The organism is Bacillus cereus group sp. BceL291 (genome assembly GCF_051776705.1).
Classification (GTDB): Bacteria; Bacillota; Bacilli; order Bacillales; family Bacillaceae_G; genus Bacillus_A; species Bacillus_A cereus.
In genome coordinates this window covers 1-16,513 of the sequence record NZ_JBPWAP010000082.1, presented here as the reverse complement: position 1 = coordinate 16,513, position 16,513 = coordinate 1, and the positions used below count along the sequence as shown (strand labels likewise).

The window sequence follows — 16,513 nt, the reverse complement described above, 5'->3', positions numbered from 1 at the left end:
AATTAAACAATAAACAAATTAGATGGAGCGCCGTATGAGGTGAAAGTCTCACGTACGGTGTGGAGTGGGGGAAAAGGTAGAGATAACTTCAAATCCTTACCTATCACTAACAGAAAACGAAAGGGAAAGTGTTTTTGACGAGTTATTGAATGCCATAAAAGAATCTCTTAGTATCTCGGCTTCAACTACCTAAAAAATAACATTGTCAACACAACTTAAATTGGTTATCATAAAAACGAATATAACAGGAGATGAGCAGATGAATATGAACGAAAAGAAATCCTTTTCAAAAGTTTCTCGGCGAAAATTAGTCGATGAAGTATTGGAACGTCTACAAGAGAAAATCTTTTCTGGCGAGTATGAAGTTGGTGATCGCCTCCCTACAGAGCCGCAATTAATGGAAGAGCTAGGGGTAGGACGTTCAACGCTGCGAGAGAGTATAAAGATATTAGTACATGCTGGCGTATTAGAAGTTCGACAAGGACAAGGCACTCGTATTGTCTCATTAAATACAACGCAAGATTCATTTGAAAAAAGACTGCAAGCAGCTAATATAAATCATGTGTATGAAGCACGAAATATGTTAGATAAAGAAGTAGCGATGTTAGCGGCACAGCGCCGAAGCGAAGAGGATCTTTTATATTTAAAAGGACATTTGAATAAAAGAAAAAATGCCCTTCAAGAAGGAAATTATGTAGCATACATAGATGCAGACATTCAGTTTCATCTAGCCATTGCAAAGGCGAGCAAAAACGAAGTTCTATTTGATTTGTATCAATCTTTCGTACCTGCCCTTCGCCATATTTTAAGTCAATTAATATTACATACAGCGAACTATGAAGACAACTCTGGCATTCATGAAAAGTTATTCCAAGCTATTTTAAAGCAAAATGCCGAAGAGGCACGAACATACGCTGTTCAAAATTTGGAGCTGAAATAAGCTCCTTATCTATTACACAAAAACATCAGATGATATACTCAATAACATCTGATGTTTAAGAAAGGAGAAAATGAAATTGAAACAGCAAGAACGAACTTATTTGTATATACTAGCACTATTTTTTGTTTCCATTAATTTACGTATCGGAATTACATCTGTTTCACCTTTATTAGAAACAATCCGACAAGACTTAAATATAAGCAATTTTTCCGTTAGTTTTTTAACAGCTATTCCTGTTTTTTGTATGGGGACATTCGCCTTACTGACTGGGAAGGTAATTAAAAAATACGGGGCAGAAAAATCAATTATGACTTGTCTTATTTTAATCGGCTTGGCAACATGTATGAGAGCTTTTACCTTTTCCATTTCCACATTATTCGCGAGTTCTTTATTTATCGGTATTGGAATTGCACTTGCAGGTCCTTTACTATCAGGTTTTATTAAAGAAAAATTCCCTACAAAAATTGGCTTAATGATTGGCATATATTCAGTAGGTATGGGAACTGGCGCTTCTTTAAGTGCAGGTTTAACAATCCCTTTACAACATGTATTAAAAGGATCTTGGAATATGGCACTCGCTTTTTGGGGTGCACTAACTATTATCGCTATTATGTTTTGGTATCCTGTTATGAAACGAAAAAAGAAGACGAACACACAAAATAAAAAGAATAATAAATTGCCTTTAAGAAATAAAAAAGCATGGTTATTTACAATCCTTTTCGGGCTACAATCAGGAATCTTTTATTCCATTACGACTTGGCTTGCGCCGGCAAATCAAAGTATGGGTGTGAGTAGTGAGCAAGCAGGTACTCTTATAACTGTTTTTACCGTGATCCAAATGATATGTAGCTTTTTAATTCCGACATTAGCGGATATTTATAAAAACAGAGCACTTTGGTTATTAGGGAGTATATGCTTTGTAATCGTAGGTTTATCGCTTATGATTTACCCACTAACTACACCATGGATCCCTTCTATTTTACTAGGTATCGGGCTCGGCGGCGTATTTCCACTCGCTCTTATGCTGCCGCTATATGAAACAAAAACTTCAGAAGATGCAAGTGCATGGACTGCTATGATGCAATCAGGAGGATATATTATGGGCGGATTCATTCCTGTCCTAGCTGGGATAGCTCGTGACTATTTTGATAGTTATACGCAAGTTTTTATTATAATGGCACTTTTAAGCTTAATTTTACTCCTATTAACTTTAGTCATAAATAAAAGGAGAAGAAATGCAGAAGACCTTCTCTCCGCTTAAATTTAAAATGTTAATATATGGTATAATTTAATTAAAAAACGAAAGGAGCTTCTAACATGTGGTTCATTTCGGCAATTTGGCCTATTATACTAGTCGGGGGAATTGTAGTATTTGTAATAAAAAGATTGGAACATAAATATAAGCACGGCAAATTAGGTAAGAAAAAATCAAAAAACACTCAAATTTTATTAGACAGTTTAATACCAATGGCAATGCTTTTAGGGTGTTTGATCGGTATTATTGTCGGCATATTTTCTCCTGATTCTTTACTACTTTCAATTAGTTTAGGATCCGGAATAGGCTATTTATTTGGTTTTTTTGCCTATGAATTTTATAGCAAGACAGGAAACAATTTTTCCTAATCCAAAAGGAATAAGCGGGACAGTACATAGTAATCATATGAAATATGTAACTGTCCTTTATTTTTGCATCAATGTTATCAATTTTTCTTCCACATCCTATACACCTTTTTTATTGATGTTTCTCTCCTCTTTCTTTCGCATATCCGCTTTTTTGTTCTTCTCGGCTCTATAACCAAAGTAAAGTAGCGCACATGTAGTAATAGAACCTACAATGTATCCTAAAAAGCCCCCTAACCAAAACATAAAAATTGCCCCCAATCCATTATAAATTTTATGTAGTAGACATCTGTAAAACGTTCTCAGTACCTCCGTTTTTTATTACAGATTGGAAAATCCCCTTAACCATTCCATCCATGAACATTCTGTCTTCTCTATTTTGATTATTATCTATAAAGTTATTTATACCACTAATTCTTCCATTATCTCAAATAACAACTTTATTATTTATTATAAAGTTTGCACTCACACTACATATATGTAGCATCACTGTCTCTTTTTCATTTTACCCTTGCAACTGGAGTTTACTTCTACAACTTAAAAACAAAAAAACCCCTCAAAGCATAAACTTCAAGGGGTGAGCCTGTTTTTTATTTACTTATATACGTACAGCTGTACCACTTACAGCAACCATTAACATTCCATCACGAACAACTTCATAATCTACGTCAATACCAACGATAGCGTTCGCACCTTTTTGTCGTGCAAGTTCTTTCATTTCATCCATTGCAATATCACGTGCGTCTTTTAATTTACTTTCGTAAGCACCAGCACGACCACCGACAACATCACGAACGGAAGCGAATAAATCTCGGACAATGTTTGCACCCATAATCGCTTCACCATTTACAATATCAATATACTCAATAATTTCTTTACCTTGAATTCCAGAAGTTGTTGTTACAATCATGACTGACACTCTCCTAATAAGTTGTAGTTTTAATTAGCTTTCTTATGTCTTTATTATGACATGGAAAAAGTAACTAATCTATTGAATTACCTTACAGGAGTGTGACAATTTTGTAATAATAAAATGCGCTTTATGTTTCATTTTAATAAAGCGCTTTAATATTTGGATACATAAACGAGTCTCTATTTTCTTTCCAATCCTTTTCTACTTCTTTAAAAGTTGGTCGCCCTAATTCTTTATTATTTTCATGTTTACTAAACCATTTTTTCACATACTGATCTCCATTTTTATTTTGAACTGTGCAAAGGAAACTATTACTACTATCCTTTAATATTTTTACAATCACGAATAGACACCTCTTCCCTTCTCAATATCATAATAGGACTTGATCTTTTACTATAAGCCCTTCCTCTCTTATAGTCATACGACTCCTCGGCCGCGCCAAAGTTGTAAGATCAAAAACGATATTCACTTTGTTTACATTTTATTTAAAGAAATCAGAGTTATAGGCATTATGCTTATCAAATATTTTATAGATTTCTAACTTATCATCTAATTTTGCATCTACTAAAATTAATATATTTCCATCGTAAATATATTCTTCATACTTTTTAGCATGGTCTTCAGGGATTCCTAAGCCAATAAATGCTCCTATTAAACTTCCAGCTCCTCCGCCAATACCGGCTCCTCCAATAGCTGCTGCGATTGGTCCTGCTGCTACAATTGGACCCATTCCAGATACGGCAAGTATACCAAGACCTGTTAATAAACCACCGAGCCCGCCTGCTACTCCTCCAGCAACAAGCCCTGTCGCTGAAAAGATATCTGCTTTATGTGCAGTTTCGCTATTCACTTTTTCACCCGATTTTTCTTCCAGATGTTCAATTTCCTTTTGATCTTTCGCAATAGCTGAAATGTTATCTGCTGAGTATCCTTTTTCATTTAATTCATTAATAACGAGTGCCGCATCATCAATTGTTCTAAAAACACCTACTATTTTTCTATCTACATTCATAACTATTAACCTCCTAAAGTTTTATATAATGTATCTTTATTTTTCTTCATTTCTGTATACACTAATCTTTTTATTAACATAACCATTTACGAAAAAAGCGAATAGTAAAAGCACTACAAGTGAACTACTTAACAAGTAAATTAAATCAAATGTAATATTAATCATCATTTCATTCATGTATACCAGGCTCCTTTTTATTTAAAGTAAAAGTATATTTTGATAAACTAATCTACTAAAAATAGACATCTTACAATTCATCTTCAGTTAATCTCTTTGTAGTATATGTATACCCTTCCTAACCTTTTCTAAACGTAAAAAACTATAATTATATTTTTTCTTATTTATATGTTTAACATTTTTTTAAACGGGTATGTTTATATTGTTATGCTTACTATATGGAAAGGAATATTACGATGAACGCCATTCACTCTACTACTATTTCTTATAATGAAACACCTACAATAACTCAGATTCATCATTTTTATGCTTTAATGACAACATTTCAAACGAATGTATTTATAAGTAAACACGGAACACTTACTTCTATTAAAAACTTAAGCACTCTAGTATCCTTTTTCCTTACTGTAAAAAAGAGAGATCTTGTATTATTTATTTTTGAAGGAATAGATGCAAAAAGAGCTTTAAGAACACTCTTCCCTTCTTAGAATATTTGTTATCCTCTATTCCCTCGTTTACTACCTTTCATATATAGTTTTATATTTCAAAATGATTTCCTCTATTAAAAAAGAACCCCCTAATACAATAGGGGGATTTCTAGTTTAGCCTTATGAAAACTGATATAATATATATTACGTTTTTCATTCTTTAAAATAGAAAAGTTTTAATAACCTTGAAGGTAGGAATTTTTAATGAACTCGAAAGCAAAATTTAGTATTCGCTACAAAATTATGGCTGGTTATTTAGTTATCATTTTGTTCTTACTTGTTTCTTTCATTATGTTGAACAATGAGATTTCTAATTTACAAAAATCTCGTAATTTTATTATTGATCACGATTTTAAAGTTCTCAATTTAACAAATCAAGTGGAGAAGGATTTACTAACAATTGAAAATAAAGCGAAAGGGTTTATCATTTCTAATAATCCAAATTACGTACAATCTCTTAATTCTGCGGAAAAGGATTACGAAAAGCATTATCAAGATCTTTTCTCATTATTAGAGGATAACCCATCTCAGCAAGAAAAATTAAAACAGATTAACGAAAATATTATTAGTTGGATAAATAAAGAGATTCACCCGTTAATTGCAAATCATAATAGTAATAATGTACAAACAATCGACACGACTCAAATTCAGTCATTACAGTCACAGGTAACTAACTTCCGTAGCACTGAGGAGCAATTAACAAAAAAAAGAGCAGCACAATTAGATACTGAAAATAATAAATTAGAGATTTGGTTATACAGTTTATTGTTCTTACTTTCTTGTATTTCTATTATCATTTCACTCTATATTTCGAATTCCATTACAAAAACGATTAAAAATGTAATTCAAGCTATTAAATCCATTTCTTCTAAAGAAAAAATCACGGAAAGAATTCATGTAAACACACGTGATGAAATAAAAGATCTTGCTCATACAACGAATCACCTACTAGACGAAATATCGAAAAGAGAGTGGTTACAAACGGAGCTTGCAGAATTAATTTTAATGTATCAAGGTGTATCTTCTATTGAGATGTTAGGTAAAAAAATTCTTAGTGGAATTATACAAAAAACGCAAACTTCTTGCGGTGCATTTTATGTACGTGAAGAATATGAAGAAACTGTCTACTATGTGAAAAAAGCTTCTTTCGCCGATCAAGGTGCTGATATTGGGAAACAATCCATTCAAATGGGTGAAGGTTTCATTGGACAGTCTGCCTTAGAAAAGAAAAGTTTTATTCTCAGGGATATACCCGAAGAGTTTCGTTATGTCACTAGCGGAGTATTAGAAATACGTCCTAAAAATCTATTAATCATCCCTATCTTATTTGAGGATGAAGTAATCGCAGTAATGGAGTTAGTAAGTGTAACTGAGATTTCAGATTTACATCAAGATTTAATTCAACAAACCGTTGATAATCTAGGTTTAACAATCCATAGCATTATGGGACGTATGCGAATTCAAACTCTTTTACATGAATCACAAGCAATGACAGAAGAGTTACAAGTTCAATCAGAAGAATTGCAAACGCAAGCGGAAGAACTACAAATGCAAGCAGAAGAATTACGAACAACGAATGAACAATTAGAGTCTAGAACTGAAGAGGCTGAGCAGAAGACAGCTGACTTACAAATTACTAAATCAGAATTAGAAGAAAAAGCAAGCGAGTTGTTACGCAGCTCAAAATACAAATCTGAGTTCCTAGCAAATATGTCACATGAATTACGCACACCGTTAAATAGTATTTTACTATTATCTGAAATGTTAAGAGAAAATCATGATAACAATTTATCCGACGATGAGATTGAATTAGCAACTGTCATTCATTCATCAGGGAAAGACTTACTTACTTTAATTAATGACATACTCGATTTATCTAAAGTAGAAGCAGGCAAACTAGACATCATTTTTGAAGCAACGAACATAAGTGACATGGCAGCCAATATGCATCAAAACTTTTTACATATAGCTGCACAAAAAAATGTCGAATTTACTATTGAAGACAGTGATACGATTCCTGATCTGTTTTATACAGATGCAAAACGGATTGAGCAAATTATTAAAAACTTATTATCCAATGCATTTAAATTTACAGAAAAAGGATCCGTTTCTTTACATTTCGATTCGATAGAAACAAGTAATTTAAGTCATGATATGCAGTCTATAAGTAAAGATTGGATTACAATTTCAGTAAAAGATACTGGTATTGGTATCGCTAAAGAACAGCATCAACTTATTTTCGAAGCCTTTCAACAGGCAGATGGCGCAACGATTCGGAAGTATGGTGGTACAGGATTAGGTTTATCTATTTGTAAAGAGTTTGCTAGATTGTTAGGTGGTTGGATTACGTTAGAGAGTAATGTAGGAGAAGGTAGTACTTTCACGGTATATATTCCTAATCTTCCAAATGGATTACCAGATATACAGTTATCCAATTTAGAAGTCGCAGCAACGATAGAAGATGTTATTCCTGCTGAAGTTGTTGAAGAAACTATCGTTACTCCCGAAACAAATAACGTCTTCCAAGAGAAAACCATTTTAATTGTCGATGATGATCATCGAAATATATTTGCGTTACAAAACGCATTAAAAAAACAAAATGCCAACATTATTACTGCCCAAAACGGCTTAGAGTGTTTAGAAATACTAAAAAGTAATACAAATATTGACCTTATTTTAATGGATATTATGATGCCTAATATGGACGGTTATGAAACGATGGAAAATATCCGAATGAACTTAGGGTTAAATGAAATACCTATTATCGCATTAACTGCTAAAGCAATGCCAAATGATAAGGAAAAATGTTTATCTGCTGGCGCTTCAGATTATATAAGTAAACCATTAAATCTACATCAACTCTATTCGGTAATGAGTGTATGGTTAATAAAATAAGTGAGGTTTAGTTGGAGTGGAAAATAAGTATTATAATTTTGATCCATCAGTAGATACGGATGAGCGCACGAACTTAGAAATTGAATTACTATTGGAAGCGGTATTTAAACTATCAGGATTTGATTTTCGCCAATATGCTCGCACATCTATTTATAGAAGAATTTGTAATAGAATGCAGCTCTCTAATATCCCTACCATTTCAAAATTAATTGAAAAAGTAATTCACGAGGAAGGGGTTTTAGAACAGTTATTAAATGATTTCTCGATTAATGTAACTGAGATGTTCCGTAACCCTGCCTTTTTTAAAGCGCTTAGAGAGCATGTTATTCCTGAATTAAAAAAGCAACCTGAAATTAGAATTTGGCATGCTGGATGCGCAACTGGTGAAGAAGTATTATCAATGTCCATCTTACTTCACGAAGAAGGATTAAGTGAAAAGTCGGTTATTTACGCAACAGATATGAATACAAATGTGTTAGAAAAAGCAAAACAAGCTATCCTCCCGTTAAATAAAATGCAAACTTATACGAAAAATTATTTACAAGCTGGCGGTACACAAGCATTTTCTAACTATTATTCAACAGATAATCGTTTTGCTTATTTTAATCCATCACTTTTACAAAACATTATTTTTGCACAGCATAATTTAGTAACCGATCAATCTTTTAACGAGTTTCATATTATACTTTGTCGTAACGTTTTAATTTACTTTACAAGTAAACTTCAAAATCAAGTGCAGCAACTATTTTATGAAAGCCTAGGTCACAATGGTTTTCTATGTTTAGGAAATAAAGAAACTCTTCGTTTTTCAAATATAATGCCGCATTATACCCAATTTAATCCTAGCGAACAAATTTATCAAAAAATACAATAAAAAGCGTATGAAATCCTCTGTTTGGATTTCATACGCTTTTTATTTCGCATTCGTTTGTATCATAATTAGACACATATCATCTGATTGCGCTTTCTTTTGTTCTTCCTTGTAAAACCCTTCTATCTCGCCTTCTAAATCTCCCCATTTTCTTTCTGTAAAAGTACGTAATTTCTCTTCAGCCTCAAATTCATCATTTGCAATTGCTTCAAGAACACCATCTGTAAACAATACGATTTGAGCGTTCTTCTCAAAAGGTATAACTGTCTTTTTAACTTTTATTTCATCAAAAAATCCTACCGCACAACTCCCGCGATTTAGTTCAACCATATTTGTTTCATCAACTAAAACGTATCCAGAAGGATGCCCTGCATTTACATATTCAATCGTTCTCTTTTCTGTATCTACTACTAAATATATCGCTGTAAAATAATATGGAATATCGTCATTCTCATTATGTAAAAGAGTCATATATTTATTTAAGTCTTTAATGACAAGTTCTGGATCGATTAAAGATTTAATCGTTTCACGTAATACAGACGAAATAAACATACAAACTAATGAAGCAGATATACCATGTCCCATCACGTCTAATAATATAATACCGTAGCGGTTTTCATCGATTTTATACCAATAATACATATCTCCAGCTAATTTAAATGAAGGTAAGTAACTTGCTTCAATTTTTATATAATCTTCTCTTAATGGGCTACTTAATAAGTTTCTTTGTACTTGCGTAGCTAAATCTAATTCATTCCGAAGATTTTCTTCTTGTTCTTTATGCCAATTTAATTCCGATTTCAAGCGTAACGCTACACGCATACGTGCTAATAGTTCAACTTTATTTATAGGTTTCGTAATATAATCCATTGCCCCCATATCAAGAGCTTCGGCCAATTTATTGGCATCCTCTAAAGCTGTAACAAAAATAATAGGAATATCTTTAAACTTCTCCTCTTTTTGTAATCGCCTACAAACTTCAAGTCCATCAATTTCAGGCATCATAATATCTAATAAGATTAAATCAATTTCATTATACCTGGAAGAATCTTCTCCAAATTGAATGTATTCGAAAAGCTCTTGTGCAGAATTCAGCGATACAAGATCCTGATATCCGGCTTGTTTTAAAATTTTTTCAATTACAAAGATGTTAACCGGATTATCATCGACAATTAAAATGGACACAAGTTATTTCCCCTTTTCTTATTTAAAATGTAAATCTATTATCATTTTCTATTTTTCTAGTATTGCATACTCAGTTACAAAATGAAAATTTCCTACTCTAACATAATTTTTATACAGCAAAAGAACAAACCCCCAGAAATGAGAGTTTGTTCTTTCATTCTATAAATTTCCACTATTAATTTAACACCATTGCTTTGTCATTTAAAAGACGATCTAATTCTTCCATATGATTTGTTTCATCTGCAATCATATCTTCTAACTTTACAACTAACTCTGTCATATTTAATTTCGCTGCCTGTTCTTTTTTCGTTTCATAACGCTTAATTGTCTCATATTCTGATTGTCTAGCCGACTCTAACATTTCTCTAACATCTTCTACTTGTTTCACTGGTAAAGGGATTGTAGTAGGTGTACCACCTAACGTCTTAATTTTCTCCGCTAAATATAGGGCATGTCCTTGTTCATCACTAATTTCAGATTCAAAGAAAGGTTTTAACACTTGTCTATATATACCAGAAACTGTAGCTGCATTATGGTTATACATAATAATTGCTGAGTATTCTCCTGCTAAATCTTCATTCAATCCTTCGATTAGTTCTTTCACATCGTGTGACATTTTTATATCTCCTCCTATATTTAATAACTACCCCTTTTCTCATGTTTTAAACATAATGATTTTAAATTTTTATGTATCTAAAAATGCTGCTTGCTTCAATTTACTTATCGCTTGTCTTTTAATACGAGAAACGTGCATTTGTGAAATACCTAACCGTTCCCCTGTATCTTTTTGATTTAAATTTTCTCCAAATATATAATGAATAACACTCTTTTCTGTGTCATTTAATACGTTGAAAATATCCTTTAAAACGAGACGCCTTTCTGTCTCTTCATATCCTTGCTCTACTTCACCTACAGATTCAATCCTCGCTACCGAACTGCCATCAGATGAATTTTCAACTACATCATCTAAGGAAGATACGCGATAATTATTTTTCGCATCCATAATTTCTAGCACTTCCTCTTCGGATAGTCCTAAATGATCTGCAATCTCTATAATCTTCGGTGAACGCTGGAAACGATCTGTTAGCTCCTCTATCGCAAGTTTAATCTTCCCGCCTAAATCTTTAATTCGCCTTGGAACGTGAATACCCCAAGTTTTATCACGTAAATATTTCTTTATTTCGCCTACTATTGTAGGTATTGCAAACGGCTCAAAAGCATTCCCTATCGAATAATCATACCTTCTTATTGCACCTAAGAGCCCTAACATTCCTACTTGTATAATATCTTCATGCATCGGCCCACCTTTTGAATAGCGATATGCAATGGAGTATACAAGATTTTTATAGTGATTAACCAATCTTTCCTGTGCTTCATCACATTGGTTTTGTTGGAAGTCTGCAATTAGTTTAATAACGTCTTCTTTAGTAAGATTTGTAGGTTGAGATTGGATTTCCATCATTCTCCACCTGCTCTCTTTGTATATATTTTGTCATTAAAACTGTCATGCCCTCATCATGCATAATTTGTATATCATCCATTAACGTATTGATTAAATATAAACCTAAACCATTTTCCGGCAAATGTTCTACTGGTTTATTAATATCATACGGACCAACTTTACTTTTTAAGCTATTAAAATCAAAGCTAACTCCATTATCCGCAGCCATAATTTCTAATCGATCTTCATATAAGCCAAAGACAATTGTAATTTCTCCAACGTCTTCTTTATATGCATGTTGTACAATGTTTGTACAAGCTTCACTAATAGCAATTTTCATATCTTCTATATCGTCATAAGCAAAGCCCATTCGATTCGCAACACCAGCCATTGTTAAACGAATAATAGCCACATATTCTGCTTTTGCAGGAATTTTCATTTCTATCTTTTCAAATCTCTCCATCATCCCTAGTCACCTTCTTTCTACTTTTTCAAAATCGGAATTCAAATTTAATATTTCTGTTAGCCCTGTAATATCAAATAATCTTTTTAGCCTTTTAGACACACCAGTAAACTCTAGCTTCCCATCATTTTTCTTAACTGCTTTTAATAAAGCTATAAAAACTCCTAAGCCTGTACTATCCATATAATCTACGTTATGAAAATCTACTACAATATGAACCTCTTTTTCGCTTGTAATAGGCATTACCTTATTTTTTAAATCTGATGCCGTATACGCATCAATCTCACCATTAAGTTGTACCGTATAACCTACATCATTTTGCAAAATATTTATTGCCAAATTCATCATTTCCGCCCCCTTATCTCGAACTTTTACTATTTAATTACCCATAAAAATTAGTTTTAAACATATTTTTTTATTTTCATTATAAATAAATTTTCTACACCTTTCTCGGCTTAACACTTAAATCGTACTAATAAATGTTTAAAACTTATAATTTTGTGTATGTATAATGTATAAACATTATTTTTAGGGGGATCTATCTATGGAAGAGCACAACTTTAAAAAGGGAGATTTCGTTCAATTTTCTTATCGACACGATCATGCTACAAAATTAGTTGGTTCCATTATTAACATACTAACAAATACAATTGTAGTTGATATAAGTAATAGCGAGGACTTATCTCATATAGAACCAAGGCAAGTCGTAAGAATAAATAATTGTAAAAAGGTAACGATGGCTTAATACATAATAGAAAGTGTAATGTTAATGAGTGGGGGGTTCTTCATCCTCCACTCATTCCTATGTAAAATACATAAAAAAGCATCCAAATTAGTTTAATTGGATGCTTTTTTATGTATTTTTATCAGTTCATTAATTTTATAACTATATATAATAAACTTAAGATTACTATTTATTATCATACTTACGCTTTCCGCAGCATTCTAGAGAAGAATGTAACGATTAAAATAAAGACGATTGCACCTAATAACGCTGGAAGAACAAAAATGCCTCCCCATTCAGGACCCCAATGACCAAATAACGCACTACCTACCCAAGATCCGATTAATCCGGCAATCACGTTACCAACTATACCTAACGGAAAGTCTTTTCCTGTAATCATTCCAGCTAACGCACCAATAAGTCCACCTACAATACACGTAATAATAAGTCCCACAATTAAACCTCCTATATTCGTTTTATATTGAATTCATCAAGCTTTAGTATGTAACTAAAGCTTGATGAACATATATTATTCTTTATTATCCAATTCATCACTTATCTTTTGTTTCACTTTTCCGACTTTTTCTTTTATCGTTCCCTTCGTTTTTTCCCACTTACCTTCATTTTTCAACTCTCTATCTTCTGTAACTTCACCAATTCCTTCTTTTACTTGTCCTTTTTTCTTTTCAACTTTACCTTTAACTTGTTCTTTTAGTCCGTTCTCACTCATATTTACAATCTCCTTTTCGTAATAGATTTATAGATTTAAAGGATACAAATTTAAATAGAATACATGCATCTTCTTTCTTGTAACCATTCACCGACTCTTTCTAAATCCTTAACGAATAACAAGATTTTCCCTTCATCCAGTTTTTCTTCATAAAAGTTCGCTTCTTCCTCATTAAGCCCTAACTCTTGCATTTTATTTCTTAACTGATCTCCTGTTTTTTGAAAGACGTTAATAATGCTTGTCCCAAGTCCCTCCTCTTTTATCCCAATTGTATTCACGTCTGCATTGTCCGCAATTCTATCTGTCCTATCTTTCTCATGCGTTAATACGTAAATATCTTTTTGGTCTATTCCTTTTTTCACGAGATCATTCGCCGCATTCATGACCTCTTTCTCCGTAATAAATTCATATACAAAAGGTTTACTATACTTCGTTTCCATCTTTAACTTCCTCCTTTAAAATGAATTATTTGTTATATTATATGTAGTACACCCATTTTCGAAATGTTAAACATAAAATATGAAAAAAGTTATGTGAATTTTGATTTTAATAGAGAATGAACATCATCATTTACCACTTTAAAACACCTTCTCCTTACAATAACTACCTAAATTAACAGAAAATTGATATAATTAAACTTAAGGAGGGATACTATGAAAAAAATCATATCTATATGCGCACTAACCGCTCTATCTTTCACTTTAATAGGTTGTACAAGCACCTCGGCTACAGATAAAGCTTCGCAGGCTAAGCAAGAACATACACAAAATACCTTTCAATTAAATTCCGCTAATATTACAGACATTGAAATACTGAAAACAACAAATCATACTACTTCCAAATCTCAAACAGACAACGAAAAAATGATACAATCTATCGTTTCAGCAGTCCAAAAAGGCACTCCTAAACAAATCACACTAGATCAAAAAAAGAGAGAATCTGCACATTCTACTATTACTGTTACATATAAAGATGACTCAAAAGAAGAATTTCTTGTGTGGGCTGATAATAAGGAGCAAATTACGATTGCTAAAGATGAGAAGAAAGATAAGGTAGAAGGTGTGATAGTGAATATTAAAGATGCTAAAATAATGAAGGATTTCTTTTAAAATTCTAATTAACGTTAAAAAAAGTAGGATTACATCCTACTCTTTTTTTAATCATGCTCAATAAATAGACCTTTATAAAATCTATTTAAGGTCTAATTTTGCTAAATCATGTTGTAAAACATTGTTTCCTTCTTGTGGGTTAAATATGATTGCACTAAGACCAAAAACATTCGTAACAACATCTCTATCTTTCGGACGAATGATTCTTACTTCATAAGCAAAAACTCCTGGAGGAAGAGCTGCTGAACGAAAAGTAACATATCGATTAGGTGACAATGTTTGTGTTGAAGGGTCTATTAATGGTAACAATACCGGAGAACCAGATGACCAATCAAACATTTCAACTGTTACTCTACGAGTATCATCTGGATCAACATTCATAGCTTCAACAGTAAGAAATAACGTAGCGGAATGTCTACGTAATACACCCGTTGACAAAGTTTCATTGTGATGTTTATGACATCTTCCAGGAGGATGACCATAGCCATAGCTCATATCAATTCCCCCCTTTCATTTACAATTAAGGACAAGTATTCCTTATAATATATAATGCTAGTATTATTTTAATGAAAGGTATAAAAGCGGATTTCTATCTATTCGCTCTTAAAGAATAATATGGATTCTCCTGTTTTTCCTTTGAACTCCTGCTAAGAATAAATCTATTTTGAAAAGGACCTGCTCCATTTATTCGTAAAAAGCATAAAGTAAATGGAATCCGTTAAAACACATGAGTGAACCTTTGTTTTTCTCCTCCTATTTAAAGGAGGAACTGTTATGGGCTTTGGTGGTAGTTGTGGCGGCTGTGGCTTCGCTGGAGGATTTGCTTTATTAGTTGTATTGTTTATTTTATTAATCATCGTTGGAGCTGCTTGCTTCTGCTAAAAACTATCGAAAGGACACTCACGTGAGTGTCCTTTCTTCATGAAAAAAGCTCTACGCAATGTGCAGAGGTTCAAGTGTAACGAATACTTTAAAAATGTAGTATTACATTCCCCTTCCAAAATGAACTTCGATGCTATAAATTTCGTTTAAGTGCAATCTTAATATTTTAGTTTAATAGCAATATGGTGAAACTTTATTCCAAACAATATTGCTATTGCACCAAAGTAAAACAAACTGGACAACCTAGATTTCAAAAGGAAGACACCTTAAAGGTTGTCTTTTCTTTATAAGTAAAAAAAGCCCGCCTATTTCCGTAGGCGGGCTTTATCTTTATTACACAATATGAAAGTATACTCTCTTTTTCTTTGAAATTTTATGTAATTATACATATTCATGAAAATAGAAGAAGTGAAATTGTACGTTTAGATACAGTTTGGCAACAAACTAACTGTTTTCTTGTGCATTAATAGACAACTACTGCAAGAGTTATAGTTTTTATGTTTTCATTTCCTTTTTGCATTTCTCTTTTAATTAGACGAATGCTTTTTTTAGTACATAATAAAAAATATCCAGAAAAACTGTCACAAAATCCGTTTTTCTGGTTTCTCTATAATACAGGTATCAAATTGAAAGTGAGGTTTAAACGAACATGTTAACCATAGAAAATGAAGAAAGTCATGCTTCTGATATGACCTTTGAAGATTTATTTAAGCAGTACTATGCTTACGCTGTGAAACAAATCATCTGGATCGTTAAAGATCAATCTATCGCTGAAGAGTTAGCACAAGAAGTATTTTTACAATTATATCGTAGTGATTGGAAAGGGATTGAAAACATACCTGGATGGTTGATTAAATCTTCTACTTATGTAGCCTATAACCATTTTCGATCTGAAAAAAGGCAGCAAGCGAAGATTGATAAAGAAATACAATACCATGAAGTACAAAATGTTTCATCATTAGACGATGATTGGATAAGAAAAGAAGAAATTACAAAGGTCCAAACGATACTAAATAAAATGAATGATCGAGAACGAACCCTTTTACTAATGAAATTCTCTGGT

Annotated in this window: 24 protein-coding genes; 10 read left to right on the top strand and 14 right to left on the bottom strand. The window is 32.4% G+C overall.

Annotated elements, in window-relative coordinates; genetic code table 11:
- The first annotated feature begins 259 nt into the window (after window positions 1-259).
- From ACS2CR_RS29100 to ACS2CR_RS29090, 3 genes are all read left to right on the top strand, one after another.
- Window positions 260-940: a FadR/GntR family transcriptional regulator gene (locus ACS2CR_RS29100; protein ID WP_053513636.1), complete on the top strand. Its 681-nt coding sequence runs from the start codon at window positions 260-262 to the stop codon at window positions 938-940.
- Window positions 941-1,010: 70 nt separating this feature from the next.
- Complete coding sequence (locus tag ACS2CR_RS29095; RefSeq protein WP_053513638.1) at window positions 1,011-2,201, top strand: MFS transporter; 1,191 nt, start codon at window positions 1,011-1,013, stop codon at window positions 2,199-2,201.
- Window positions 2,202-2,257: 56 nt separating this feature from the next.
- Complete coding sequence (locus tag ACS2CR_RS29090) at window positions 2,258-2,563, top strand: hypothetical protein (RefSeq protein ID WP_000264240.1); 306 nt, start codon at window positions 2,258-2,260, stop codon at window positions 2,561-2,563.
- Between the two features lie 96 nt (window positions 2,564-2,659).
- On the opposite strand, the gene ACS2CR_RS29085 is transcribed toward ACS2CR_RS29090, so the two are convergent.
- From ACS2CR_RS29085 to ACS2CR_RS29065, 5 genes are all read right to left on the bottom strand, one after another.
- On the bottom strand, window positions 2,660-2,806 hold the full coding sequence (locus ACS2CR_RS29085; protein WP_000498642.1) for a hypothetical protein: 147 nt from the start codon (window positions 2,804-2,806) through the stop codon (window positions 2,660-2,662).
- Between the two features lie 352 nt (window positions 2,807-3,158).
- Window positions 3,159-3,470: a heavy metal-binding domain-containing protein gene (locus tag ACS2CR_RS29080; RefSeq protein ID WP_000637506.1), complete on the bottom strand. Its 312-nt coding sequence runs from the start codon at window positions 3,468-3,470 to the stop codon at window positions 3,159-3,161.
- 142 nt (window positions 3,471-3,612) lie between these two features.
- Entirely contained in the window at window positions 3,613-3,816 is a 204-nt protein-coding gene (locus tag ACS2CR_RS29075; RefSeq protein ID WP_000635852.1) for a DUF4028 family protein, read from the bottom strand.
- A gap of 138 nt (window positions 3,817-3,954) precedes the next feature.
- Window positions 3,955-4,485: a general stress protein gene (locus ACS2CR_RS29070; RefSeq protein ID WP_001100100.1), complete on the bottom strand. Its 531-nt coding sequence runs from the start codon at window positions 4,483-4,485 to the stop codon at window positions 3,955-3,957.
- Window positions 4,486-4,521: 36 nt separating this feature from the next.
- On the bottom strand, window positions 4,522-4,662 hold the full coding sequence (locus ACS2CR_RS29065) for a hypothetical protein (protein ID WP_001004571.1): 141 nt from the start codon (window positions 4,660-4,662) through the stop codon (window positions 4,522-4,524).
- Window positions 4,663-4,898: 236 nt separating this feature from the next.
- On the opposite strand from ACS2CR_RS29065, the gene ACS2CR_RS29060 reads away from it, so the two are divergent.
- The 3 genes from ACS2CR_RS29060 to ACS2CR_RS29050 all read left to right on the top strand — a co-directional run bounded on the left by ACS2CR_RS29060 (window position 4,899) and on the right by ACS2CR_RS29050 (window position 8,919).
- Window positions 4,899-5,150 (top strand): hypothetical protein, encoded by a 252-nt coding sequence (locus ACS2CR_RS29060; RefSeq protein WP_000991357.1) that lies wholly within the window; start codon window positions 4,899-4,901, stop codon window positions 5,148-5,150.
- Between the two features lie 204 nt (window positions 5,151-5,354).
- A complete protein-coding gene (locus ACS2CR_RS29055; protein WP_001084955.1) occupies window positions 5,355-8,045 on the top strand; it encodes an ATP-binding protein in 2,691 nt (896 codons plus the stop codon).
- Between the two features lie 16 nt (window positions 8,046-8,061).
- On the top strand, window positions 8,062-8,919 hold the full coding sequence (locus ACS2CR_RS29050) for a CheR family methyltransferase (RefSeq protein WP_000429042.1): 858 nt from the start codon (window positions 8,062-8,064) through the stop codon (window positions 8,917-8,919).
- Window positions 8,920-8,958: 39 nt separating this feature from the next.
- Here ACS2CR_RS29050 and ACS2CR_RS29045 read toward each other — a convergent pair whose 3' ends face one another.
- The 5 genes from ACS2CR_RS29045 to ACS2CR_RS29025 form a co-directional block, all read right to left on the bottom strand.
- The gene (locus ACS2CR_RS29045) at window positions 8,959-10,101 is read right to left on the bottom strand and encodes a fused response regulator/phosphatase (RefSeq protein WP_000025538.1); all 1,143 of its coding nucleotides are present in this window, start codon (window positions 10,099-10,101) and stop codon (window positions 8,959-8,961) included.
- Between the two features lie 175 nt (window positions 10,102-10,276).
- Entirely contained in the window at window positions 10,277-10,717 is a 441-nt protein-coding gene (locus ACS2CR_RS29040; RefSeq protein ID WP_153602429.1) for a ferritin-like domain-containing protein, read from the bottom strand.
- 69 nt (window positions 10,718-10,786) lie between these two features.
- A complete protein-coding gene (sigB, locus tag ACS2CR_RS29035) occupies window positions 10,787-11,563 on the bottom strand; it encodes an RNA polymerase sigma factor SigB (RefSeq protein ID WP_002093898.1) in 777 nt (258 codons plus the stop codon).
- Window positions 11,526-12,008, bottom strand: a complete 483-nt coding sequence (gene rsbW / locus ACS2CR_RS29030; RefSeq protein WP_000970580.1) for an anti-sigma B factor RsbW — start codon at window positions 12,006-12,008, stop codon at window positions 11,526-11,528. The genes sigB and rsbW overlap by 38 nt, the downstream gene beginning before the upstream one ends.
- Before the next feature lie 6 nt (window positions 12,009-12,014).
- Window positions 12,015-12,353: an STAS domain-containing protein gene (locus ACS2CR_RS29025; RefSeq protein ID WP_002060869.1), complete on the bottom strand. Its 339-nt coding sequence runs from the start codon at window positions 12,351-12,353 to the stop codon at window positions 12,015-12,017.
- A gap of 196 nt (window positions 12,354-12,549) precedes the next feature.
- On the opposite strand from ACS2CR_RS29025, the gene ACS2CR_RS29020 reads away from it, so the two are divergent.
- Window positions 12,550-12,750 (top strand): hypothetical protein, encoded by a 201-nt coding sequence (locus ACS2CR_RS29020; protein WP_000391011.1) that lies wholly within the window; start codon window positions 12,550-12,552, stop codon window positions 12,748-12,750.
- A 181-nt stretch (window positions 12,751-12,931) separates the two neighbouring features.
- Here the strand turns inward: ACS2CR_RS29020 and ACS2CR_RS29015 are convergent, their stop codons facing one another.
- From ACS2CR_RS29015 to ACS2CR_RS29005, 3 genes are all read right to left on the bottom strand, one after another.
- Complete coding sequence (locus ACS2CR_RS29015) at window positions 12,932-13,183, bottom strand: GlsB/YeaQ/YmgE family stress response membrane protein (protein WP_000522903.1); 252 nt, start codon at window positions 13,181-13,183, stop codon at window positions 12,932-12,934.
- 75 nt (window positions 13,184-13,258) lie between these two features.
- Complete coding sequence (locus ACS2CR_RS29010; protein WP_001293468.1) at window positions 13,259-13,459, bottom strand: CsbD family protein; 201 nt, start codon at window positions 13,457-13,459, stop codon at window positions 13,259-13,261.
- Window positions 13,460-13,509: 50 nt separating this feature from the next.
- Complete coding sequence (locus ACS2CR_RS29005; protein ID WP_000448802.1) at window positions 13,510-13,899, bottom strand: general stress protein; 390 nt, start codon at window positions 13,897-13,899, stop codon at window positions 13,510-13,512.
- A gap of 213 nt (window positions 13,900-14,112) precedes the next feature.
- Here ACS2CR_RS29005 and ACS2CR_RS29000 point away from each other — a divergent pair, with 213 nt between their 5' ends.
- Window positions 14,113-14,568 (top strand): hypothetical protein, encoded by a 456-nt coding sequence (locus tag ACS2CR_RS29000; protein ID WP_000720850.1) that lies wholly within the window; start codon window positions 14,113-14,115, stop codon window positions 14,566-14,568.
- Between the two features lie 81 nt (window positions 14,569-14,649).
- Here ACS2CR_RS29000 and ACS2CR_RS28995 read toward each other — a convergent pair whose 3' ends face one another.
- Entirely contained in the window at window positions 14,650-15,063 is a 414-nt protein-coding gene (locus ACS2CR_RS28995; protein ID WP_153602428.1) for a hypothetical protein, read from the bottom strand.
- Window positions 15,064-15,342: 279 nt separating this feature from the next.
- Between ACS2CR_RS28995 and ACS2CR_RS28990 the strand changes: the two genes are divergently transcribed.
- Together ACS2CR_RS28990 and ACS2CR_RS28985 are read left to right on the top strand one after the other, a co-directional pair.
- Window positions 15,343-15,450 carry a YjcZ family sporulation protein gene (locus tag ACS2CR_RS28990; protein ID WP_000505670.1) on the top strand — a complete coding sequence of 36 codons (108 nt, stop codon included), beginning with the start codon at window positions 15,343-15,345 and terminating at the stop codon, window positions 15,448-15,450.
- 649 nt (window positions 15,451-16,099) lie between these two features.
- The coding region (locus ACS2CR_RS28985; RefSeq protein ID WP_438906114.1) for an RNA polymerase sigma factor SigX at window positions 16,100-16,513 on the top strand (414 nt) is incomplete at its 3' end.

Bases quoted from the DNA above. Each gene is read 5' to 3' on its own strand.
- ACS2CR_RS29100 (WP_053513636.1), top strand. From the start codon at position 260: ATGAATATGAACGAAAAGAAATCCTTTTCAAAAGTTTCTCGGCGAAAA.
- ACS2CR_RS29095 (WP_053513638.1), top strand. From the start codon at position 1,011: ATGAAATTGAAACAGCAAGAACGAACTTATTTGTATATACTAGCACTA.
- ACS2CR_RS29090 (WP_000264240.1), top strand. From the start codon at position 2,258: ATGTGGTTCATTTCGGCAATTTGGCCTATTATACTAGTCGGGGGAATT.
- ACS2CR_RS29085 (WP_000498642.1), bottom strand. From the start codon at position 2,806: ATGTTTTGGTTAGGGGGCTTTTTAGGATACATTGTAGGTTCTATTACT.
- ACS2CR_RS29080 (WP_000637506.1), bottom strand. From the start codon at position 3,470: ATGATTGTAACAACAACTTCTGGAATTCAAGGTAAAGAAATTATTGAG.
- ACS2CR_RS29070 (WP_001100100.1), bottom strand. From the start codon at position 4,485: ATGAATGTAGATAGAAAAATAGTAGGTGTTTTTAGAACAATTGATGAT.
- ACS2CR_RS29065 (WP_001004571.1), bottom strand. From the start codon at position 4,662: ATGAATGAAATGATGATTAATATTACATTTGATTTAATTTACTTGTTA.
- ACS2CR_RS29060 (WP_000991357.1), top strand. From the start codon at position 4,899: ATGAACGCCATTCACTCTACTACTATTTCTTATAATGAAACACCTACA.
- ACS2CR_RS29055 (WP_001084955.1), top strand. From the start codon at position 5,355: ATGAACTCGAAAGCAAAATTTAGTATTCGCTACAAAATTATGGCTGGT.
- ACS2CR_RS29040 (WP_153602429.1), bottom strand. From the start codon at position 10,717: ATGTCACACGATGTGAAAGAACTAATCGAAGGATTGAATGAAGATTTA.
- sigB (WP_002093898.1), bottom strand. From the start codon at position 11,563: ATGATGGAAATCCAATCTCAACCTACAAATCTTACTAAAGAAGACGTT.
- rsbW (WP_000970580.1), bottom strand. From the start codon at position 12,008: ATGATGGAGAGATTTGAAAAGATAGAAATGAAAATTCCTGCAAAAGCA.
- ACS2CR_RS29025 (WP_002060869.1), bottom strand. From the start codon at position 12,353: ATGATGAATTTGGCAATAAATATTTTGCAAAATGATGTAGGTTATACG.
- ACS2CR_RS29020 (WP_000391011.1), top strand. From the start codon at position 12,550: ATGGAAGAGCACAACTTTAAAAAGGGAGATTTCGTTCAATTTTCTTAT.
- ACS2CR_RS29010 (WP_001293468.1), bottom strand. From the start codon at position 13,459: ATGAGTGAGAACGGACTAAAAGAACAAGTTAAAGGTAAAGTTGAAAAG.
- ACS2CR_RS29005 (WP_000448802.1), bottom strand. From the start codon at position 13,899: ATGGAAACGAAGTATAGTAAACCTTTTGTATATGAATTTATTACGGAG.
- ACS2CR_RS29000 (WP_000720850.1), top strand. From the start codon at position 14,113: ATGAAAAAAATCATATCTATATGCGCACTAACCGCTCTATCTTTCACT.
- ACS2CR_RS28995 (WP_153602428.1), bottom strand. From the start codon at position 15,063: ATGAGCTATGGCTATGGTCATCCTCCTGGAAGATGTCATAAACATCAC.
- ACS2CR_RS28990 (WP_000505670.1), top strand. From the start codon at position 15,343: ATGGGCTTTGGTGGTAGTTGTGGCGGCTGTGGCTTCGCTGGAGGATTT.